General features: G+C 35.7%; 12 protein-coding genes. 8 read left to right on the top strand and 4 right to left on the bottom strand.

The genetic code is table 11. The features are described from left to right. The first annotated feature begins 56 nt into the window (after positions 1-56). The 6 genes from AC6CH4_RS06480 (at position 57) to AC6CH4_RS06455 (ending at position 7565) form a co-directional block, all read left to right on the top strand. Positions 57-1598, top strand: a complete 1542-nt coding sequence (locus AC6CH4_RS06480) for a hypothetical protein (protein WP_498101270.1) — start codon at positions 57-59, stop codon at positions 1596-1598. A 144-nt stretch (positions 1599-1742) separates the two neighbouring features. Further along, positions 1743-2093, top strand: coding sequence for a hypothetical protein (locus AC6CH4_RS06475; protein ID WP_498101268.1), 351 nt, complete (start codon positions 1743-1745; stop codon positions 2091-2093). Between the two features lie 353 nt (positions 2094-2446). Then, positions 2447-2935, top strand: a complete 489-nt coding sequence (locus AC6CH4_RS06470) for a DUF4625 domain-containing protein (protein WP_498101266.1) — start codon at positions 2447-2449, stop codon at positions 2933-2935. A 10-nt stretch (positions 2936-2945) separates the two neighbouring features. Continuing rightward, complete coding sequence (locus AC6CH4_RS06465; RefSeq protein WP_498101264.1) at positions 2946-5372, top strand: TonB-dependent receptor; 2427 nt, start codon at positions 2946-2948, stop codon at positions 5370-5372. 36 nt (positions 5373-5408) lie between these two features. Further along, entirely contained in the window at positions 5409-6314 is a 906-nt protein-coding gene (locus tag AC6CH4_RS06460) for a DUF4625 domain-containing protein (RefSeq protein WP_498101262.1), read from the top strand. A 36-nt stretch (positions 6315-6350) separates the two neighbouring features. After that, positions 6351-7565, top strand: a complete 1215-nt coding sequence (locus AC6CH4_RS06455; RefSeq protein WP_498101260.1) for a hypothetical protein — start codon at positions 6351-6353, stop codon at positions 7563-7565. A 69-nt stretch (positions 7566-7634) separates the two neighbouring features. Here the strand turns inward: AC6CH4_RS06455 and AC6CH4_RS06450 are convergent, their stop codons facing one another. Both AC6CH4_RS06450 and AC6CH4_RS06445 read right to left on the bottom strand, forming a co-directional pair. Beyond that, positions 7635-9653 (bottom strand): M56 family metallopeptidase, encoded by a 2019-nt coding sequence (locus tag AC6CH4_RS06450; RefSeq protein ID WP_498101258.1) that lies wholly within the window; start codon positions 9651-9653, stop codon positions 7635-7637. Then, entirely contained in the window at positions 9650-10012 is a 363-nt protein-coding gene (locus AC6CH4_RS06445; RefSeq protein WP_498101256.1) for a BlaI/MecI/CopY family transcriptional regulator, read from the bottom strand. Before AC6CH4_RS06445 ends, AC6CH4_RS06450 begins: the two co-directional genes overlap by 4 nt. 312 nt (positions 10013-10324) lie before the next feature. Here AC6CH4_RS06445 and AC6CH4_RS06440 point away from each other — a divergent pair, with 312 nt between their 5' ends. Continuing rightward, positions 10325-11374, top strand: a complete 1050-nt coding sequence (locus AC6CH4_RS06440; RefSeq protein WP_498101254.1) for a glycoside hydrolase family 130 protein — start codon at positions 10325-10327, stop codon at positions 11372-11374. A gap of 160 nt (positions 11375-11534) precedes the next feature. Here the strand turns inward: AC6CH4_RS06440 and porV are convergent, their stop codons facing one another. Next, complete coding sequence (porV, locus tag AC6CH4_RS06435) at positions 11535-12698, bottom strand: type IX secretion system outer membrane channel protein PorV (protein WP_498101252.1); 1164 nt, start codon at positions 12696-12698, stop codon at positions 11535-11537. 133 nt (positions 12699-12831) lie between these two features. Continuing rightward, positions 12832-21147: a S8 family serine peptidase gene (locus AC6CH4_RS06430; protein WP_498101250.1), complete on the bottom strand. Its 8316-nt coding sequence runs from the start codon at positions 21145-21147 to the stop codon at positions 12832-12834. Between the two features lie 531 nt (positions 21148-21678). Here AC6CH4_RS06430 and AC6CH4_RS06425 point away from each other — a divergent pair. Then, positions 21679-23250 carry a tetratricopeptide repeat protein gene (locus tag AC6CH4_RS06425; RefSeq protein WP_498101248.1) on the top strand — a complete coding sequence of 524 codons (1572 nt, stop codon included), beginning with the start codon at positions 21679-21681 and terminating at the stop codon, positions 23248-23250. The last annotated feature ends 15 nt before the right edge of the window (positions 23251-23265 follow it).

Raw genomic sequence — 23265 nt, 5'->3', positions numbered from 1 at the left:
TCTGAATAAAAAACAACTTTATAAATTACAATAACCATAAAAGAAAATTAGTATAAATGAAAGACAATCAGACAAAAAAATATTATTGGGGAATTGGATTAGAAAACGAAACCTATATGCAATTTGAGGAATCCTTAATAGTTTCTGGTGCGTTTATACAAGAGAAAATTGGTTTTGAAAAATACAGCATCGATTATAGAAAATGTTACAAACCGGAAAGTTTGGCCCCTGTTTTGAAAAAAGCTTTTAACTCAAAAGAAAGTTATAAAGTGAGCCGAATGATGAACAGTCATTCACTTGAAAAACTGGATATTAACTATCAGCATAAAACATTGTCGCCAATAAAACCATTAGTAGATACCGAAAATGGTGAGGTGGCCGCAGAACCAATTGAGAATCCTGACTATTTAGGGAAATCAATTATGGAAATTTTCCTTGAAGATCAGCCATACAATATTCAGAGTATGATTACCCAAAGAAACAAAACGATGGGTTCTGTACATTTTGATGGGGATTCTATCGAATTTGTAACGAAGTATTTTGAAAATAGAACAATCGCTGATTCTTGCAAAGAACTAAAAGCAACGAAAAAACTATTTCTGGATAAAATTAATGAATCTTCAGTTTTAAACGGAAAACTAAATTTTCCGGATTATAACAACGGTCTTAATATGTTCATGACCAATCAGGAAAATCTGGTTTTGTTTAATAATGGAACGTATCATTTTCATATCACTTTGCCTTCTTTAACTGAAGACAGCCGAATAGTTGATTACAATGATTTTGAGAAAACACATGCCAACGCTATTTATTTACTACAATGGTTTGAGCCGTTTTTTATAGCGACTCTTGGAAGTCCGGATATTATGGGCGTGATCAGCGACAAATACAGTCTGGACAAAAAATTCACTTTGGGCTCTATGCGAAATGCGATGTCGCGCTATATAGGCGTTGGAACGTACAATAAAGCAATGCCAAAAGGCAAAATCCTAACCTACAATGTCGATAATTTTAGAAAACTGCTAAAATTTGAAAAGGAAGAAAATGTTTGGTGGCGTGATCAGATTGAAACTGAAATGGAATATGAGATGCTTTCGGAAGTGGGTCTTGATTTTAATCAGGAAAAAATGTACCAAAGCGGTTTCGAATTCAGAAGTTTTGACGAGTTTCCGGCAGAATATTTAAATGATGTTCTTTTTTCAATTATTTTGATTTGTGAGCATTCTTTAAACCTTCCTGATGTTCAATGGGGGCATGACAGTAAAGCCTGGAATAATCTGGTTTTCAAAACGCTAAAAATGGGTTATGCAACTGAAATTACTGAAGAGGAAAAGAAAGAAGTTTTAGATTTATTGCAATTATTAAATCCGTCAGATGAGAATTATAGCGTTCTAAAATCTGAATTTGAAGCGATCGTATTGCTTGATGAATTCTTCTTTAAAATTCTGGCTGTTTTACATGATAAGTACAAAGACAATAACATTTGTCTGGATGCTATGTACGGTCAAAAAACAACTGTTGCACCAAAATGGGACAACTTTAATAAATACCAAACAGAAAGACATCTAAAGCAAATTGGCGCTTTTTGCGATAATTAAAACTCGAATTCACTATAAAACACTAATCCTTATGCAGATACACATAAGGATTTTTTTATGCCTGATTTTTTATTGAAACAATGTTGCATTTACAAATAAGAATTTTATATTTGCAACAACATTGCGTTAAGTATTGTTCACAGAATGAAAAAGAAATTCAAAATTTTATCTTTTTTCCTGCCGTTGGTAGTAGTATTTGCGATACTATTTCCGGCGATACATTCTTATGAACACATACAAAGTCACAATGCTTCGCATAAAAGCGTAAAACTACAACTCCACACCAATAAAACCGACTTAAAAGTACACGATCATTCTAATGAAGAATGTGCCATTTGCCACTTTAAATTGAGTCCGGTTGGTACTTTTTCTTTTAGCTGTTTTCAGTTTTATAAAAATAGTCCGTTAATCCATACGGTACATTTTTATTCCACATCCTTTTCTGAGTTTTTCAAAGGCTCGTTATTTTCCCTTAGGGCACCTCCTATTTTCTAAACTGTAAAAAGTAAAGCTTGAAATGTGAGATCTATTTAGAAGCAAATTATCCGAAAGGAAATTAGTTTTTCTGATTACCTGTTTATTTATTAGTTTTTCCGGCGTTAAATGTCAACAGCATTACCTTTAGTGGTTATGCATCATGATTATTTTGCCTCGAAAACCAATAACTTCAGGCATTCGTAACACGATCGTGCCTATTTCATTAGGTAACAATACCATGCGCCACTAGCATCTCACATCTCCTTTTCACTTTTTCACAGTTTAACATTTCACATTCCGCATTTCGCATTTCGCATTTTACCCCATTTCTCATGCGAAATGCACTCCTCTGTAACCCATATTTTATAGTTATGAATATTCTTAAACTCCCAACAAACAGAATCCTTGTATTTTTTTGTGTAACTGCCTTTGCTCTCACCTCTTGTGAAAGTGACAAAAATGAAATTGATACAGAGTATCCTGTAGTTGATATTTCGGCCGCAAACGCCTTCCCAATACAATGCAGCCAGGTAACCCGCGGGCAGAAAATTACATTTAGGGCAAAATTTACTGACAACACTGAATTAGGCTCTTACAGTCTGGACATTCATCACAATTTTGATCATCATACGCATAGTACCGAAGTCAATAATTGTGATACTGAACCTGTCAAAAAACCCGTAAATCCAATGTTGTATATCAATTCTGTCACGATTCCGCCAGGACAAAAAAGTTACGATGCCACGCAGGAAATCACGATTCCGACTGATGTTGATCCGGGTGATTATCACTTTATGATCCGTCTGACGGATAAGGAAGGCTGGCAAACCATCAAAGGATTAAGTATTAAAGTTTTATAAGTTGTTTTTGATGTATAAAAATAAATCAAATCGATTGCAGACTTTTTGCCTGTTGCTTTTTTGTTTTGCTATAGTGACAAAAGTGGCAGCGCAAACCGTTCGTTTATCGGGTAGCGTATTTTCTAATGGTCAAAAGCCATTAGAAGGCGCTATCGTTACCCTTCATCCATCCCATACAAGTACAATTACAGATCAGGTAGGTAATTTCTTTTTTAACCAGATACCAAAAGATTCTAAGTTTCTAACCGTGCATTTTTCCGGTTACGCGCACTATGAAGTAAAAGTTTCTTTTGATAAAAAGGAAATTGTACTTCCTGCGATTTTATTACATCCGGAAATAAAAGAGTTGCAGGAAGTGATCATTACAGATTCTTATGAAACACATCGCAAAAAAGAAACATCACTTAATCTTGAAATCGTAAACAGCAGTTTTATCCAGCGGAATCTCGGCGGAAGCCTAATGCAGTCCTTACAAAGGATTCCGGGTGTTAAAACCATTTCCATCGGTTCTGGTGGCTCAAAACCTTTAATTCGGGGACTAAGTTTTAATCAGGTTATTGTTGTCGAAAACGGCATCAAACACGAGGGCCAGCAATGGGGCGCGGATCACGGGCTTGAAATTGACCAGTATGCTGTAAACAGGGTTGAAATTATCAAAGGACCTTCTTCTTTTATTTATGGATCAGATGCCATTGGCGGTGCTGTCAATATAAAGCCTGTTCCCTTTCCTGCTAAAAATGTTTTAGGCGGAAGTATTGATCTTACAGGCAAAAGTAATAATGAACAATTTGGTGGATCGTTCAACCTTTTTGGCCGCAGTGAAAAATGGTTTTTCGATACCCGAATAACCGCTATGGATTATGGTGATTATCGTGTTCCGACAGATACGGTGCAGGTTTACAATTATGCTGTTCCGTTATATAAAAATCATTTGCGCAACACAGCAGGACGCGAACTTGATTGGCATGTCAGTACGGGATATATTACTGAAAAATTCAAATCAGTTATATATGTCAGTAACATTTACAGCAAAAGCGGTTTTTTTGCCAACGCACACGGGCTCGAGCCCCGAAATGTAGACACTGCACTTCATGATAAATCGAGCAGGGATATTTTAATGCCTTTTCAGGAAGTTACACATACCAAAATCAGCAATACAACTTCTTTTCAATTGGGCATCCATCAATTGGAAACGCAATTGGGTTTTCAGAAGAATTTTCGCAGGGAATACAGCCATTATGTTAACCATGGATATATGCCACCTATTTATCCTGTGGACATGTACGCGCCTCAGGATTTGGAAAGGCAATATGATAAAGAAGTTTTTTCTGTGGCGATTAAAGATGAATTTTTAATCCACAATCATCAATTTACCGTAGGGCTAAATGGCGAACAACAGCAAAATGCAATTAATGGCTGGAGTTTTTTAATCCCGGCTTTTAAACAAGCCAACGCCGGATTATTTGTTTACGACAAAATACAGTTCAACGACTTATGGCTGCTGCATGGTGCAGTCCGGCTAGATTATGGCCGAATCGAAATGAAACAATATACAGACTGGTTTCAAAGTGAAATTACAGCAAACGACCAAACCACTTCCGAATATCTAAAACGCTCTGAAGAGTTAACAAGAACCTTCAAAAGTTTTAACTGGTCTGCAGGTGTGAATTATACTCCCGGGCAATGGTCTTTAAAAGCAAATCTGGGAACGAGTTTCAGAATGCCAATTGCAAAGGAACTCGCCTCAAATGGTGTCAATTATCATTATTTCAGATTTGAGAAAGGAGATCCCAATTTAGCAGCTGAACGTTCTTATCAATTAGATCTTGGTATGGAATGGCAATCAAATAAATGGTCCGTTCAGCTGAGTCCATTTTTTAATTATTTCCCCAATTACATCTACCTAAATCCGACTTCTCAGCATGATATTTATTACGGTGCCGGCAATCAGGTTTTTGAATACGAACAAAGCAAAGTGATGCGCTACGGGAGCGAATTGCAGACCCGTTATCAATTCACCTCTCATTTAAGCGGCGAAATTCTGGCGGAATATCTTTATTCGGAACAATTATCGGGCAGCAAAAAAGGCTATACGCTTCCGTTCTCACCTCCTGCCTCGGTTTTGTTTGGACTGAATTATACACCCGAAATTAAATACTTACTGGATACCTATTTCTCGATCGATTACCGTTATACCGCGGCGCAAAATCAGATTGTTCCTCCGGAGAAAAAAACGGCAAGCAGCAGTGTCTTCAATCTGGCATTAGGAACTAAGGTTAAAGCGGGACAACAGGATTTCATTCTTAGTCTGCAGGTTCAGAATTTGTTCAATACCAAATACCTCAATCACACCAGTTTTTACAGGTTAATCGAACTGCCGGAAGCCAGTAGAAACATTATTCTGTCCGTGAAGATTCCCTTTTTAATATTAAAATAAACGCAATATGAATTCAATTAATTAATCCCAAACCTTATGAAAAAAGCAAAATTATTTCTTCTCCTTCTTGTTGGAGCTACTGTCTTCACAGCTTGTAATAACGACGACGATGAGAATACTACCTCTAAACCCACAGCCGAAAATGTCGAAATTGGAACCGCCAATAACAAACGTGCCCTGATTGGTCGTGATTTTCATTTTAACGCCGATATTATTGCCGGTGATAAAATTGCCGATGTACAGCTAAAGATCCTTCCAAAAAAGGGAGAAACCTACACCAAAGACTGGAAGTTTGAGTTGACGTGGATCGAGTACAAAGGCGCCAAAAATACCAATGTACACAAACATTTCAATATTCCTGCTGATGCCCCGGAAGGTAAATTCGATTTCTATTTCATTGTAAAAGATGAAAACGGAACCGAACTCGAAATTAAAGAAGAACTAACCATTACTGATCCGGCCAATATGCCTGCTGATCCGTTAATTGGCAGAGATATGCTCTCAAGAAATGACGATTTGATTTATTATATGGAAACCTGGGTGGAGCCGGAATTAATCTTCAAAAAGAATGATCTGCTCACGGCACATGCACAGGTGAGCCAGATTATGGGTGATGGCATTTTATATTCTGTTTTAATAAAAAAAAGCCTCAATTACCATCCTGAAAGTATCGATAATCTGGATTTTAAAAAGGTGATTGTCATCTCAAAAGTCGAACATAAAGGCCTTCCTCCCGCTTCAAAAATTGCTACCCTGCAAAAGATAAATGAGGTTTGGGGTGGTCAAAGCATTACAATTGGTGCTGAAAAAGAGGCGAACGGAACTGCAATTACGGGAGACAAAGCATGGCAATCCGGCCAATACAATTGGGTGGTTCTTTATAAAAATACAACTTACAACCTGAGTATTTATAAATCGATGCCAATTACTATCAATTATTAATTCATTAATCCTAATAATAACTTTAAACCCTTTAAAATGAAAAACAATTATTTCAAACTGATTTTCCTATTTGCTATAGCCTCTTTTACAGTTTCCTGTAGCAATGATGACGACAATTCTGCTGCAATTCCTGATGAAACGTTATCTGAATATAAATACCTGAGAATATTACTTTCTGATGAAAAAACTACAGATCTTACATTAGTAAATCCATTAGACGCAACGACAAGTTTGTTTAATGCGAAATTTGCAAAAGCATCACTTTATACTACTGAATCCGGCAGATACGCTGGAATTATCCACAGAACAGCAAATACCGTAGAAACATTTGACAGCGGATTCGAAAGTCACGGTGATCATGTTGATGTAGACGGAATTCCGAAATTTGGTGCTTTGACCGGCCAATCGCTTCTGCCAACGCACTTTAAAAGTAAAATTGGAGAATTACTAACTTTTAATGACGGAGACGGAACTTTATCTGTTGCCAAAGAATCAGAAATCAATACAGCCGGAGCGAAATTTAAAGTAGTGAATGCTGGTTTACTGGCGCATCATGGTGCTATGGCTACTTTTACCAATGGTACTTATGCGATTACGGTGAAGGATAATTCGGTTGCAGGAACGCTGCCTGAAAAAGTAAAAATTATTGATAATACAGGAAAAACCCTTTTTGATCCTACTGTGGCAACAAAAGGTATTCACGGAAATGCCTCAGATGGAACTTATGCCGTATTTGGATCTGCAAGTGGTGTTTTGGTTGTTGAAAGTTCAGGAAAACAGAAGCTTATTGCGCTTCCGGAAGATTTTGGAACTGCCTGGTTTGGAAGCATTTTAGAAACAAAAGCGAAAGGGAAATTTGTTGGATATACTGCCGCAAAAGGAGCTTACTTAATTGATGTAGTAAACGGAACCATTAAACCAATTTTGCAAAGTCCTGCGATTATGCAATGTAAAGTGAGCTATAATGCTACTAAACTCGGAATCCTATTGCATTCAGGTGAATTCAAATTATTCAACCTGACAAGTTTACAAGTGGAAAAAGAAGGAAAAATAATCAGCGAAACAGCGACTGATGCTACCTTAAAACCGCAAATGCAGCTAACAGAAAATTTTGCTTACATCACCTCTCCAGCTACCGGTGAATTAGTACAGCTGAATCTTGCTGCTATGAAAATTGAGAAGAAAATCAAGGTTTCAACTACGCCTTATATGATTACCCTTATTGGTTTCGAGAATAGTAAAAGTCACTAATAACTACAAAAGCCCATTCCTTTCGGTTTGGGCTTTTTTTTTAGTCTTACAACTTGCGTTATTTTATGTTTAATTGCCCAGAACGGCTTTCAATGAAATGTATTTATCTAAGCTTTTAAAATCGTGTCCTTTTCCTTTCATCGATTTAATAAAAGAAGGTGTAGCTCCAACTGCTTTTGCTCCCACTACATCATTCAGATCCAAATCATTAAAACCAAGATCTTTATATTGTACTATTAATTCAGGAGTTACATTTAGTGATTTCAAAGCAAATAAATCTTCTGTTTTGATGTTTTTATAACCTGCTTTCTCAAAACTATTTATATATTCAGGTGTTACATTTAGTGACTTCAAAGCCAGCAAATCATCGTTAGAAAGATCATTATAACCTATTTTTTTAAAGGAATCAATAAAGGCCTGATCAATGTTTAATGATTTAAATGCAATAACATCGTCGTCAGCATCAGCAGCATCATTTGAATTCTTGTTATTCTTTTTTGAATTAACAGAACTGTGAAAATCCTTGATATATTTTGCATCAATTCCCTGAGATTTTAGTGCAATAATGTTGCCCGGACTAAGATCTTTGTAACCAGATTTACGAATCTCTTCAATGTAGTCTTTGTTTATTCCCAATGATTTAAAAGGAACCAGATTATCCAAATCAATATCCGGAATTGCTTGTTTAATTGAAGTAATATAAGCTTCACTTACATCTAATGCCGCCAAAGGAATCAATTGATCTTTGTCCAGATTGTTGTAGCCCTTTTTCTTAAGCATTTGCACATAAGATTGTTTGACGTTAATCATAAAGAAAACCATAAGATCTTCATCGTCGTTAAGATCAATTCCTTCTTTATGCATCGCTGAAGTATAGTCTTTATTGGCTGTAAATTTATAGGTTCCCATTCCTTTATCACCTTCGAATTTACCAATGAAAGTCATTGTTCCGGCTTCGCGGGTTAATGTAAATGTTCCTTGTTTGTCTTTCGGAAGATCTTTGAATTCATTCAATTGGAAAGTACTGTTAGAATTATCGTTCTCGTCGCTTTTAAACTGAACATTAACGGTATTGCCTTTGATTGTAGCAAACCAATTTCCTTCGGTTTCCATTCCGCTCTGAATGTTTGAATGCTTTTGTTTCTCTTCTTTTTCTTTAGAAGCAAGAGTTTGACTTTGCGCTGCCGGTTGATTAAAAAGGCAGGCAAACAGCACCATAATTGGCACCAGGAAAAAATACTTCCAGGTGGTGTGCACGTTTGATTTTTTTGAGTTCATCATGATGATTCGTTTTTTTAATAATGATTGATTATAATTAGTTGTAAGACTCAAAGGGAATTGTGGCGCTGCTACTTTAAGCAGACTGAATTGATAACTTTCTTTCTCCACGGTTTCCTGCTGCAGCATTTGATTATCTGTCAGGAATTCAAGATTAATTTCTAAGGCTTTTCTCCATTGCCATGCAAAAGGATTGAACCACTGAAATATGAGCACTACCTCAGCAAGCAGAAGATCGATTGTGTGTTTTTGCTCAATATGAATTTTTTCATGAAGCAAAATCTGATTGTAGGTTTCCCACTCATATTTTTCGGGATTGATAAAAATGTTATTGGCAAAAGAACAAGGTGCTTTATCGCCCGTAATTTCAACAATACGGAATTTCCCATCCTGAATAACAGATTGTGAATAAGCTCTGTAAAACAATAAAATAGCCTGCATTAAAAAGTTAAGTGCAAAGACGATTATGCCAAACCAATATAGATAAACCAACAATTGAGTAACTGATTCAACATTGATTACTTGTTGAGTTTCTTCTATAAGAGCTGGTTGGGCAGGTTGTTCTTTTAACACAGCAGTTGTACCAGCATTCACCGGAGTTTTCACCTCTATAACAGGTTTTTCTACAGCAATTTTTCTAAAAGATAATTGCTGAGGAATCGGAACCAAAGGCAAAATAAAAGCTAATGCCATGCAGGAAAGCAATACAAACCGGTTTAAATGAAAGAAAGTTTCTTTTTGCAACATCAGTTTATAAAAAACCAGACAGGCCGTAAGAATAAGGGCTGAGTATAAAATATATGGTATCATTTCTTATCATTTTTAATAATAGTTACTATTTCATCCAAATCCTTTTCTGTCATTTTTTGTTCTTTTGCAAAAAAGGCAAGCATTCGCGGGTAAGAGTTGTCAAAATACTGGCTAACGATATCCTTCAGTGCAAATTGCTGGTATTCTTCCCTACTGATTACCGGAAAAAAAGAATGCATGTTTCCAGCTGTTTCATGGTTCAAAAATCCTTTTTCTTCCAATATTTTCACGATTGTGGCAACACTGTTGTAATGTGGTTTCGGATCTGGCAATAGTGGAATTATATCTCGTATAAAGGCTTTGTTCAAATCCCAAAACACCTGCATGATCTGTTCTTCTCTTTTGGCTAGTTTTATCATCGTTTACAAATTTTGATGCAAGATACTACTAATTAATTAGTAGACAAACTAATTTGTTAGTATTTTAACTAATAGATTAGTAATTGAATCTGTTTCCAAGGATTCTCAATGTTTTATTATTCTTATTTTCAACACCTTAAGTAAATACAAATCAACTAAATGATTTTTTTTTATTATAACCGAAATGTCAATCTTGCAAAACTAAACTCCTATTATATAAAATATTATAGCTAAAAAAATGCTTATTTTTATGTTATTATTTTTCTTTAAGCTGTTTATCCACAAGCTAAATGAATCAAAACAGATATACCTATGAGCGACATTGCAAAAAGATTTCCGGAGAATCCACTTTTGATGCCTAAAGATTTGCAGGCAAGTAGTAACGAATTACAAATTATTAGTCTTTTGAATCCGGGAGTTTTTGTTTTCGAGGGGAAAACATGGCTATTGGTAAGGGTCGCAGAAAGCATAGCACAAAAAGAAGGTGTTATTTTTTTTCCTGTGGTAAACGCTTTAGGCAAGATTGAAATTATTGAAATACCACTTAACGATCCTGATTTAATTGCCACTGATGCCAGGGTAATTCAATATAAGGGACTTGATTATTTAACTACACTCTCTCACCTTCGTTTATTGTGCAGCGATGATGGAGTTCATTTTTATACACCAGAAGGTTTTAATTCTCTTGTAGGTTCCGGAATATTGGAACAATTTGGAATAGAAGATGCACGAGTTAGTCAATTGGAAGATACTTATTATATTACTTATACGGCGGTTTCATCCAACGGTGTGGGAGTTGGATTGCGTACCACCAAAGACTGGAAAAATTTTGAAACAAAGGGCATGATATTTCCTCCACATAATAAAGATGTTGCCATTTTTGAAGAAAAAATAAACGGTAAATTTTATGCTTTACACCGTCCATCCAGTCCGCAGATTGGAGGAAATTATATCTGGTTGGCTGAATCTCCGAACGGAATCCATTGGGGCAATCATCAATTCCTTGTTGGTACACGAATGGGACTTTGGGATAGTGCCAGAGTTGGTGCCGGCGCAGCTCCAATAAAAACAGATAAAGGCTGGCTTGAAATCTACCATGGCGCTAATGCCGAACATCAATATTGCCTTGGAGCATTTTTGATGGATCTCGAAGACCCTTCCAAAGTAATTGCCCGTACAACAGAACCTATCATGAGTCCGCAAGAGAATTACGAACTGAGCGGCTTTTTCGGTTATGTAGTTTTTACTAATGGTCACGTTGTGGAAGGCGATAAAATCACGATGTATTACGGAGCTGCAGATGAATTTGTCTGTGGAGCTCATTTTTCAATTGCAGCAATTTTAGCGGCTTTAGAGGTTTAAAAAGTAATAAACTATTTTAAAAATGGTAATCAAAAATTAATAAAACTTTACTTAATAAATAGCAAAAATGAAGCCCTGAAATATCAGGGCTTCATTTTTCATTTCTTCTATTTCATTTTTTTCGCTTTCTTTTCAACTTTTTCCCTTGTTTTAAAAAAAATTAGTTGGTCTTAGTCGTGTTTTTTTCCGTTTCTTCAACTTTAGCAGCAGAATTGCCATCGATATTAAAAGATAAAGAAAATCTTATCACGTTATCTAATGGGGTTTTCTGTTTTGCTGCAGAGGCAAGATAAGAGAAATCAAATTTAACTTTCTTGTATTGAAATCCAGATCCAAGTGTAAAGTACTTACGGTTCCCTTTTTCAATGTTTTCATGAAAGTATCCTGTTCTTAACGCAAAAGCTTTTCGGTAGGAATATTCAAATCCAACTGCCCATGTAACTTCTTTTACTTCTTCGCTAAATCCGCCAGGTGCATCAGTGAAGGAATTAAAGGCTCCTTTTACAAAACCAGCACTTTGATATTGTACCATTGTTTGGTCATTTTGTGGTGTTGGAACCAATAATTTATTAAATTCAACAGAAGTTGCCAAAGTGTTATCCTGATCGAAAATAAAATCAAAACCTCCACCTACTTTCAAATTGGCCGGCAGAAAACTTTCAGATGAAGAATCTCCATTGTATTTCAATTTAGGACCGAGGTTTGAAATATTGAATCCACCACGCCAAATTCCGTTAAAGCTTTTGAAGGCTTTTTCAGGTCCCTGATAATATCCTGCAACATCTACAGCAAATGAACTTGCTGCACGAGCGTCTGGATCAACATTTTGAATTTCTAAATTAGAACGAATGTATCTTCCTGCAACTGACATAGCAAATGTTTCACTTAATTTCAATGCATAAGATCCATCAAATGCCAATTCATTTGGTTTCATGATTCGGCCTGGATCGTCTTCATTATCTTTAAAGATGGTCTCTCCTATCCCAAAATATCTTAGACTGAATGCAAAAGAACTTCTTTCGTTAATTTTATTAAAGAAATTTAAATTCAACAAGCCCATATCATTTGATAAAGAAGATAAATAGGGAGTATAACTTAGTCCTATGCCTAGTTTTTCTTCTGCAAAAGGATATTTTGCCGGATTCCATTGTTGTGAATAAACATCCGCTGAAGTCGCAACTCCCATATCACCCATACCAGAAGCTCTCGCATCTGCAGAAATTTGCAAAAAAGGAACTCCGGTACTGATCGCATTGCTTTGCTCTTGTGCGAGTACATTCCCAACTGTGAAGAGTAAGGAAAATAAAAGAATTATTTTTTTCATGTGTGTCTGTTAATTATTTTTTTGATTGAAATAAGACACGTCTTGCGATACAATATTTTGTTTAAATATTTGGGGGAATTAAAACATTCAATATTGTATCGCGACGTATCTATTATTTCATTATTTACTCTGCTTATCTTTTAATAAATTTCAGAACAGAGGATGTTCCTTCTTTTCCGCTAACATTTAGGAAGTATGCTCCTGCTGGCAGAGTGCTTAAATCTAAATCACTGTAAACTTTCAGTTGTACATCAGCAATATTAAATTTACGTACAGTCGAACCGTTTAGTGCTACCACTTCAATTACGACATCTCCAGCCCAACGGCTTGTCCACTTAATATTTACCGTATTTACAACAGGATTAGGGAATACGTTAAGCTCCATAACTTCTGATTGGTTTACAATCACCGTAACACGTTGCTCGACAATAGCTCCATATTTATCTGTAGCTATTAATAGCAATTCGGTTTCTCCATTAGAGAGACTTTCAACAGTAAAATCAGCCTCTGCCACTTCTAGAGATGCAATAGAAGGATCTGCAATAGTAGCCTTAAAAGTCATAAGATCTCCATCAGGATCACTGAAATAGTGATCAAAATTAAAGGACTCCTGAGCGTTTAATCTATTGTAAAGGATTGATTTTCCATCAAGAGCAATAGGAGCTCTATTGTTTACAACACTAACCTTTATACGCTGTTCTGCTTTTGCGCCATAAGGATCAACAGCGGTTAAAATCAATTCTGTATTTCCACTGGAAAGACTCTGAATTGTAAACCCTGTGCTTGTAGCTACTACAGATGCAATTAAAGGATTTGAAACCACAGCCTGGAAGGTCAATGCGTCTGAATCCGGATCATTGAAATATTGATTAAAACTAAAGGACTCCTGAATGTTTAATTTAGTGTAAAGAAGGTCTTTCGCAACCAATGCTATGGGAGCACGATTATTTACAACTTTAACTTTAATACGCTCCTCTACACTTGCTCCATAAATATCGGTGGCAGTTAAAATCAATTCCGTTTCTCCAGCTGAAAGACTCTCAACTGTAAAACCACTTTGAGTGACAGATGCAGCAGCGATTGCCGGATTTAGTATAACAGCCTTAAAGGTCATCGGGTCTGCGTCAGGATCTTTGAAATACTTGTCAAAACTAAAAGACTCCTGAACGTTTAATTTACTGTAAAGAAGTGCTTGTGATCCCAGAGATACAGGTGCTCTATTATTTACAACAGTTACCTTTATTTTTTGTTCTGTACTTAAGCCATGAATATCTGTGGCTGTTAAGGTTAGCACTGTTTCACCTGCTGTAAGTGTCTCAATCACAAATTGACCCAGTTCCTGACCTACTGTTACCGATATAATATTTTTATCTGCTACAGAAGCATTAAAAGTCATTTTATCAGCATCCGGATCTGTAAAATAATCCTGGAATTTACGCACATCAAAATACTTCAATTTAGAATACACTAAATCTTGCGTGTTAATTGCTAAAGGCGCTCTATTGGTTTTTAATACTTTAACTTCAAGCGCCATTTTTGAAGCTGCACCAAGTGCATCAACAGCGGTAAAGTCGATTGTATATGTTCCGGCTGTTTCATAACCCGGAGCAAGTTTTATTGCTATGTTTCCAGTAGTTACTTCAAATGTAGCCCATGATGGCATATTTGAAGATGTAACCGTAATCGCATTATTTTCTTTATCGGTTAAGCCGATGTTTACCATTACTTCAGAAGCTTCTTTAACAACAGTAACTTCTGCAGGTACATTAGAGAAAAGAGGCGCTTCATTGATGTGTAAGTTAACCGGAATCTTACCCACTGTATTTACAGGATCATTGGTTCTAACTTTTAAAACTGCATGTTGATCTCCACGAACTCCATTTGCAGCAGTAAAGTCTAATTGAACTTCTTTTTTTCCTCCAGGAGCAACTTCTCCATTTGCTATTCCATTCATGGAAACCCAGGCGTTAGAAGTATATTTTTCTTCTCCTGCTCTTACCATCCATCCAAAACCAGGATATAGGGCTGCATCTTGCAAGTCATACCAGTTACCGTCACCGTCACTCAGGGTATATCTGCCAGGAGTGTCAACAATATTAGCAACTGCACCTTGTACAAAAGGTAATTCATAAGGATAAGTTATAACAACGTAGAAATCTTCATTTGGATAAAGTCCTTTTGGTTCTTTGATTGGTAATGTAACCCATGCTCCACTTTTTCCTCCTTCATAAACATAATCAACAAAACCTTGCTCTATTATCGTTGCTTCAGCAACAGAAGAACCACCTGCACGTATTTCGTAAGCAAGAGTTCCTGCTGGTTTATCCATACCAAACATAAAGGTTTGAAAATGTGATAATGTAAATCCATCTTTCCCGGCATTAAATCGTGTTGCTGCCGTGAAAGGTTCTCCACCATCATAACCGAAATGAGTATCTGCAGCCATCTTATCTTCATGAGCCAAAACTCTATTGAAGCTAGGATCAACATATACAGTAGTTCCTCCGAGAGGTGCAGGATAAGATCTTACTATAGAAGATGCTTTAGCCGTCTTTGCCTTTTTTGCCATTACTTCTGAACGTGAAGTAATACCAGTTGCAGCTTTTCTTAAGTAATCGATACTCAATTCATATTTTAAAGTTCCACCACCATTGCTATTATCAAAAGTCGCAAATTGTGTGTCGGTATCTGTCAAATAATTAACGATACTATTAACTTCATTAGCTTGTACCGATAAAGCCGGAGGTAATATAACTGCTGCTTTTATCGGAATCATAAATTGTGGTACTGATGCATTGCTATCAATAACAACATTATCACTTACAGTACCTGCTACAGTTGGAGCATACGTAATTCTGAATTTAGAATTTTCGCCTGGCAATATTGCCGGGTAATTCCCCATCAAATCATTAATATTTGCCCAACTCCAATAACCTCCACCAAACCAATCTTCAAAAAATGCATAGGTTTCAATGGTATATTCTGCAGAACCGCTTTCTGTAGAAATATTAGATATAACAAGCTTCTCAGCACCTGTATTTTGAACTAAAAATTCTTTAGTATAGCTCATAGCAGGATTAACCATTATTTCGCCATAATTTATTTCCTCAATATTTGAAGTGATAATTGGCGCTCCGGTAACCGTTAAATTAATCGGTTTTTCAAGCCATTCTTTTCCTGGAACATTAGTGCGTAATTTTAATTTACTTGTATATTCTCCTGCATATATATTACGTGCATCAATATCAATCTGAGCATTTAATGTTGTTCCTGCCGGAATAACAAGTTTTTCTGCCGGGTTAATCACATAAGCTAAACCTGTTCCGTGATTAACATTTGCATAATTTGAAATTGCTAGAAAATCAGAATGATCGCCATTCTGAAGTCCGATAGCAGTTAAATTAGTAGTCTGATCTACAGTTCCATTTACTTTATATTGAAACTTCATCGTTCCATTTTTATAAAAGATAACCTGTGCCGAAGTCGGGTCTCCCAATCCACCAAAGAAGTTTGCAAAATACTCCCATGAAATAATAACCTTTTCAGCATCGCTGTAATAGAAAACACCTACTTCATCCGCCGGATATGTTGTTGTATCAAAGGCACCAAACGTCCAATAAGGAGCAATAAGGGTTTTAAACAAATCTGTTGGAATCTTGTCATTCATTGCGGCACTAGCATCTGGTGTATCAAATGTTAATAATCCGGTAGTACCAATTTGAATATCAGTATACTCTTTACCATAAAAATTAACAGACCATGGCAAGCTCATTTTATGCCAATATTGTTCAGTATCAAATATGTCATCAGCTAACGGAAGCTGCGTTCCCGTTTTACGGATATCAATCCATTGATAATTGGTGCCATCATTAAACATTTCATAACTATAAGTAAAATTCGGAATCGCTTCAGAAGTGCTTACTGGTACTGAGGCAGTCAGCCAATGTGTTCCTGTTGCCACTACTTCAAGATCAGCTATACCTGTATTCTCAATTTTTAATGGGAATTTCGCCGTTTGACCATGTTGTAAAGTCGTTGTTATTACATCTAAATCCGTAACATCAATACCAGGAGGATCCAATACTTTTCCAGAAAGTGTGATCGTGTAGCTTTCTCCTTTACTATCTGTAATATGCAAGACATCTGCTAAATCAGCTACAACAGTTGTAGGCATATTTACATCGTATACTTTACTAAGTCCCGGTGCAATAGTTGCAGTTGTTTCGCCGGTAACTTGAAATTTATTGTTGTCTAAAGCAAATCCTGTTAAGGTTACAGGTGCAGTACCGTTATTTTTAATGCTAAACTTTCTTGAAGCAATAGCTCCCTGAAATACATCGCCATAATTAATCTCTGTATGAGAGACAGCAAGTTCCCCATTACCACCGCTTGTAATGTTAATTTGAATCAGAGGATTTATTTGTGCATTTAACGGATCTGTAGATACAATATTCAAATATCTGTTGATTGTACCTTCATACAAACCTGCCGTTTTCATAACAACATCCATTTTAGCAGATTCACCTGGCAATAAAATTCCACCCGCATTGCTGATTGATGTAATCATATCCGGACCTGGATAATCAAAACCTAAAGCCAATCCAGAATAGATCGGAGTTCTTTTAGCATAGTTATTTACTAAAATACCATCTTTCTGTGCATAATCTTCGATCAAAATATTTAGGTAAGCCAAATCTTGCTCAGAAAAAGTAATATTGTCATAAAAGAAACGAATATTACCATCTGCAAATAAAACCATTTGCATTGTTAGTGTTCCTGAATATCCATCAGAAAGATTTGTATATTGAACAATCATTTTATCTGGCTCTACTTTGTAATAAACAGCGCCTCCAGCAGCTAATTCAACAAAAGTTCCCAAAGGAGAAATGTATCCTTTTGGTGTATAAGGGGCACCATTCAAATCTGGAGCATTAACGGGTCTTACTGTATCATCAAAAGTTGTAAACCCTCTATAACTTACATACAGTTTTTTCATTTTTTCAGCATAATATGGGAAATCAAATCCCATTTCAACAGGATAGTACCTGTCAGCCTCTGCTTTAAAATAATTTGTAATATCTGTTCCAGAACCTGAAATATCCTGATACTCATAAGTCAATGGAGCAGTTTCTGAAGCGTAATTTGTACGGTATTTATATCCGTATTTATGGTAACCGCCTTCCCAAGTATCACTTGTTCCGGATTGGTCATAAGTAGGAATGAAGTATTTCAATGCCGCCTGACCTTCATTTTTTACCGTAACTGAAGCCGTAACCTGATCTCCCAATGCAACATTATCAATCAACTGTGTCATTGGTTCAACCACAATTTTTGCAGGTTCAGAACTTACTCCAAATAAAATAACTCTTAATGTTTTAGGGCTACTAGTAGAAGTTAACGTTACAAAACCATTATCGTTTCCAATATTATTTGGTGTGTATCTAATTTTCAGCAACACTTCATTATCTGCTGTAATTTGATAAGGAGCTGAACTGATAAGTTCGAAATTTGGATTAGAAATAGCAACCGCTACATCATTAAAATTACCTAATCCTGTATTTTTTACTACAAATTCCATTTCTTTGGAAGTACCTTTAAAAACACTTGAAAAATCAAGTTTTTCAACCGATTTAAGAACTGGTTGCTGCCCCGATACATTTACCGTAACTGGTAATTTTAATTCTTTATTAGTTCCGTCATTGGATTTAAAAATAGCATTTGCACGATAAGTACCATTTATCAACTTCGATGCATCCGCTGAAAGATTTGCTTTTTGCGTCGTATTTCCGTTTAATTCTCCATTCGTAGGATCTAAAGACAAATATTCTCCTAAGTATTTATTTTGACTACTTGCAACGCTGAACCATGCAAAATCATTACTGTCAAGCGCTACTCCCAAGGATCCCCAAGTTTGTCCTAAGTCAAAAGAAATAAAACAATTATCAGATCCTGCTGGTGTATTTTCATAACCAATACTTAAAGGATACAGATTTCCAGGCGGAATGTGCATCACCACCCAAAAAGTTTCTCCCTGCTGAAAATACAATTGCTCCTTTAGATTAAGGCTTACATAACCTTCTGTAGCACTCCAGGGAGTATATTCCTGAGCATAAATTAGATTTTGCTTGTTTAGTGCTGTTCCTTTATACACTTCAAAAACAACTGGACCTAATTCTGGATTTACTTTTAAGTAGGTCTCAATTTGTGTTAAATTGAAACCATCTGCTTCACTTACATAATATTTAGTAGCTGCTGAATTTGGAATATTCACATCAGTATCACCTATAATATCCGTAGGTCCGTCACAATAACTTTTATTTTGTGGAGTAAATTCAAAAGTTCCTGCAGTTGCCGTTTTTGAAGAAGCTGCAATCTGAGATTTTTTTCTGGCTACTTTTCCTGCCGATGCAACTTTTGTTGTTTTAGCAGAAGGATAGCTTATTTTGTTTGCCGAATAGGAAAGAGAAGTTTCTGTATGTCGGGTTGAAAATTCCCATCTCAATACACCTTCTCCGTTGTTTAAGATCGTCATTTCATGTGCTCCTTTAAAAGAAGTACTAGCATCAACATCAATTACAATTTCTTTACTATTGTCGTCTACCTCTATTTTTGGACCATCATTTGTTGTCCCTTCGATAATATTCGACAATTCTGATAAGTTATTCCATCTGTCTCCCGAAATCACAGTAAAATAATAATGAGTAAGTCCTAAAAGACCATTAACAGAATGTGTTACTGTTTCTCCTGGCAATGCTGTATTTTTAATAATATCATACTTCGCCGACGCAAGATTGCTTTTTGTTAGAGGTGAAGTACTGTAATAAACACGAAAATCAACTGGTTTTGAATCATCTGTATCTGTTGGAACAGTCCACGATAAATTAGCAAATTCCTGTGCAATTCCTGTTACAGCCAAATCCGCTATAGCATTTGGTGCAACACCCTGGTTATTTTGGATAGCTAAAAAAGCATCAATATGCCCCGAACCCAATTTTCCAACATAGTCCGGATTGTGAGAATCAATATCAACAACACCCGTTAAAAGTTTAGTTTTTAAAACCTCAGGTGTTAATTGACTCTTACGATTTGCCAACGCCAATGCCGCAATACCGGAAACGTGCGGACAAGCCATAGAGGTACCCTGATAAAAACCATATTGATTTTTTGGCAATGTACTTAAAACGCCATTTTTTGCTCCCAGATCCGTTTCTCCTCCCGGCGCTGCAATATCGACCCAGGTACCATAACAGGAATAGCTGGCTTTTTGCCAGTTAGGACCAATTGAACTTACAGCTATAGTATTTTCATAATAACCTGGATACCAGTCTGCATCACTATTTTGGTTTCCTGCAGCAAATATTACAATTCCTCCCTTCATGGGACTGTTTGGAAAATCTCCTGCTTCTGCGATGAAATAATCGATTGCTTCCTGTACAGATTCATCAAAAGTTCCTGGACTTGTATATCCCCAACTATTTTGGGAAATAACAGCACCGTTATTTGCTGCGTAAATATAGGCTTCTTCAAAGCTGCCGCCTCCTAAACTTTGACACGACATTACTCTGGTACCATCATTATTACCACTACCTCCGGCAACTCCACAAACCCCAATACCATTATTGTTTACCGCGGCAATTGTACCTGCTACGTGCGTTCCGTGGGGCTGAGCTTCAATAGCTCCGCTATTCTTGTCAAAATTCCATCCGTGAATGTCATCTGTATAACCATTTCCATCGTCGTCAACTCCGGTAACTCCGTTAAGCTCTGCTAAATTGGTCCAGATGTTGGCCTTTAAATCAGGATGTTCAATATCTACTCCCTGATCATGTATTGAAACAATAACGTTAGGATTACCTTTAACAACATCCCAAGCTTTAAATAAATTGATGTCTGAACCATTTGGATATCCCGTTTGTCCCGTATTGTCATAATGCCATTGATCGGCAAGCTTGGGATCATTAAAATAAGAAGCGAGAGTAGAAGGTTTACTATTACTACCGCTAATTGTTGTAAAATTATACTCCGACAGCACTTTTTGTTTTTCCGTTTCAGCTATTTCAATTTCAGCAATTCCTTTGTATTTTTGAACTGCTTCTTTAACATTTTGGTTTGCGTCAATGTCCACAACATACCACAAATCAAGTTTGTGCTTTCGCAATTTTGCCTCTAATATGGGATTAGGATTTTCAGGAAATAGTCTACGCATTTTCCTGGCTCCGACCTTGGCCGAAACTTGATCAAAAGCCTGAATTCCTGTAGAAAGTTTTTTTCCTGTGGTAACATTCATTTTCCTCAAAGTGGGTGCTAACTGTCCTGAAAATTTGATTTTAACAGAACCTTGTTTGACACCTTCTTTAAAAGTTGTTTGTTGACCAAAAGAAAAAACTGACCAAAGCGAAAAAATAAAAAACGATAATAATCGAGTTCCCTTTTTGTAAAATTTTGTCATTAAAGTAGTTTTTTGATTAGTTAATACTATTTAATCTAGTCCTCAATAATTGTATTTTTTAACCTCTTTATTGTATTAAAAGTTTCAAAAAAGTTAGCTATTGAATAAAAAATTAAATCTTTCAGGGCAAGAATATGGAAAATCCAAGTTGATAGGATTTAAAGAGTAGTTACATTATATATATAGGGAAGAAATGATGATTACATTTTTATAACAACAAAACATAAGTGACTAATTATAAAATACTTAACAAATAAAAAATAATAGTATGATGAGAGGATCTTTTCTGGTCGCTTATAATATTAATAGTGCTTTATTAATTCTCATTCATACGACTTTTGAAAGTATAAATTCGTCTGTATTACTTTATTTAGAAATTGAATTTTATAAATCCGATAACAGATTTAATTAAAACTCAAAAATTATTCATAGTTTAGCTTGCAAAAATCATTTTAATTGAAGTATTCTTATATCTATATCGTTTTTCTTTTATTTTTTTGTGAAACGCTATTTTCACAGAATGTTGATCGTTTGAAACTTCAGTATAAATCAACCTCAGATCCTGATAAAAAAGTAGGTCTGCTTCTTCGGACTGGCCATTTATTAGAAAAAAAGGATTTAGATTCAGCTCTCTTTTATTACAAACAAGCATTAATTTTTGAAAAAAAAATCACCGATACTCTATTAGCCAGAATATATTCTAATATTGGGACTGTCAATTTATTAAAAGGCAATATTGACATCTGTCTGGACTATCAATTAAAGGCGTTGAAGTTTTATGAACTTTATCCTCCTCAACCAGATGTTGTAAAAGTGTATAACAGTATGGCGCTGGTTTATTTTTATCAGGGTGATTTTTCAAAGGCACTTGTTAAATTTAATCAGGTAAAAGGTTTACTAGATAAAAAAATCATAAAGGATTCAATAAAAGTTCACTTTATTAAGGGGAAAATATTAAATAATATTGGTATCATTTATGACAATCAGCATAAGGAAGATCTTGCTCTTGAATGTTTTATGCAGGCATCAACCCATAGTAAAAAGGCAAATGATACTGAAAACCTGTCTTCTGTATATTCCAATATGGGCATCGTTTACCTTAAGGGAAAGCGTTATGATCTTGCCGAAGCTATTTTTATAGAATCCCTTAATTTAAGAAAAAAAGAAAATAACATCTTAGGATTGTGTAAATCCAATTATCATCTGGGAAGGTTATATATAGAGAAAAAAGAGTTTGATAAAGCACAACAATATCTTCTAAAAAGTCTTTCCTACTGTCAACAAGCTAATTCATCTTCTTCAAGGGCCTCGGTTTTAGAAGAACTTAGCATTGTCATGGCAGAAAAGGGGGAATATAAAAATGCGTATAATTATCATGTTGCTTATAAATCATTAAGTGACAGCCTCTTTAATAAGGAAAATCAGAAAAAAATTACCCGTGCCGAAATGCAGTACAAATTTGACAAAGAAAATCAGGCTGCAAAAATAGCACAGAATCAAAGAGAACTTATTTATTCAATTATTGCAGTCGTTTTGATTCTTGGAATCATTATCGTAATCATTATGTACAGACTTCAGGAATCTAAGGCTAAAATTCAGCAATTGGCCAAAGAAAGCGCTGAATTGAGCAATAAAGATCTTTATCTAAGAGAAGATGCCTTAAAAAGAGAATTAGAATTTAAAAATAAAGAGTTGACAACCAATATCATGTATCTCTTAAAAAAGAACGAATTTAATTCTGAAATTTCCAATCGTTTGATGGAGCTGAAAAAACAAATGAAAAAGCCCGATCAGGATATTATCCAAAAAATAATCTTAGACATTAAAAATGCTCAGGATGATGACATCTGGAAAGAATTTGAAGTTCGTTTTAGCCAGGTTTACAACGATTTTTATGAGCGTTTAAATACAAAATACCCCGATTTAACCCTTAATGAAAAAAGGATTTGTGCTTTTTTAAGGTTAAACATGACGACCAAAGAAATATGTGCACTCACACGCCAATCCTATAACAGTCTAAATGTCGCCAGAGCAAGACTACGAAAAAAACTTAATATTCAAAACGAAGATATTAATCTGATCACTTTTCTTGAAAACATCTAAAACTACATTCGTTTT

Source organism: Flavobacterium sp. GQ95 (assembly GCF_059758655.1).
The sequence above is the reverse complement of the archived record's forward strand: the minus strand, read 5'-3'. Positions and strand labels throughout refer to the sequence as shown.

What these genes read in the sequence shown, in the direction of transcription:
- AC6CH4_RS06480 (WP_498101270.1), top strand. Translation starts at nt 57, where the DNA reads ATGAAAGACAATCAGACAAAAAAATATTATTGGGGAATTGGATTAGAA.
- AC6CH4_RS06475 (WP_498101268.1), top strand. Translation starts at nt 1,743, where the DNA reads ATGAAAAAGAAATTCAAAATTTTATCTTTTTTCCTGCCGTTGGTAGTA.
- AC6CH4_RS06470 (WP_498101266.1), top strand. Translation starts at nt 2,447, where the DNA reads ATGAATATTCTTAAACTCCCAACAAACAGAATCCTTGTATTTTTTTGT.
- AC6CH4_RS06465 (WP_498101264.1), top strand. Translation starts at nt 2,946, where the DNA reads ATGTATAAAAATAAATCAAATCGATTGCAGACTTTTTGCCTGTTGCTT.
- AC6CH4_RS06460 (WP_498101262.1), top strand. Translation starts at nt 5,409, where the DNA reads ATGAAAAAAGCAAAATTATTTCTTCTCCTTCTTGTTGGAGCTACTGTC.
- AC6CH4_RS06455 (WP_498101260.1), top strand. Translation starts at nt 6,351, where the DNA reads ATGAAAAACAATTATTTCAAACTGATTTTCCTATTTGCTATAGCCTCT.
- AC6CH4_RS06450 (WP_498101258.1), bottom strand. Translation starts at nt 9,653, where the DNA reads ATGATACCATATATTTTATACTCAGCCCTTATTCTTACGGCCTGTCTG.
- AC6CH4_RS06445 (WP_498101256.1), bottom strand. Translation starts at nt 10,012, where the DNA reads ATGATAAAACTAGCCAAAAGAGAAGAACAGATCATGCAGGTGTTTTGG.
- AC6CH4_RS06440 (WP_498101254.1), top strand. Translation starts at nt 10,325, where the DNA reads ATGAGCGACATTGCAAAAAGATTTCCGGAGAATCCACTTTTGATGCCT.
- porV (WP_498101252.1), bottom strand. Translation starts at nt 12,698, where the DNA reads ATGAAAAAAATAATTCTTTTATTTTCCTTACTCTTCACAGTTGGGAAT.
- AC6CH4_RS06430 (WP_498101250.1), bottom strand. Translation starts at nt 21,147, where the DNA reads ATGACAAAATTTTACAAAAAGGGAACTCGATTATTATCGTTTTTTATT.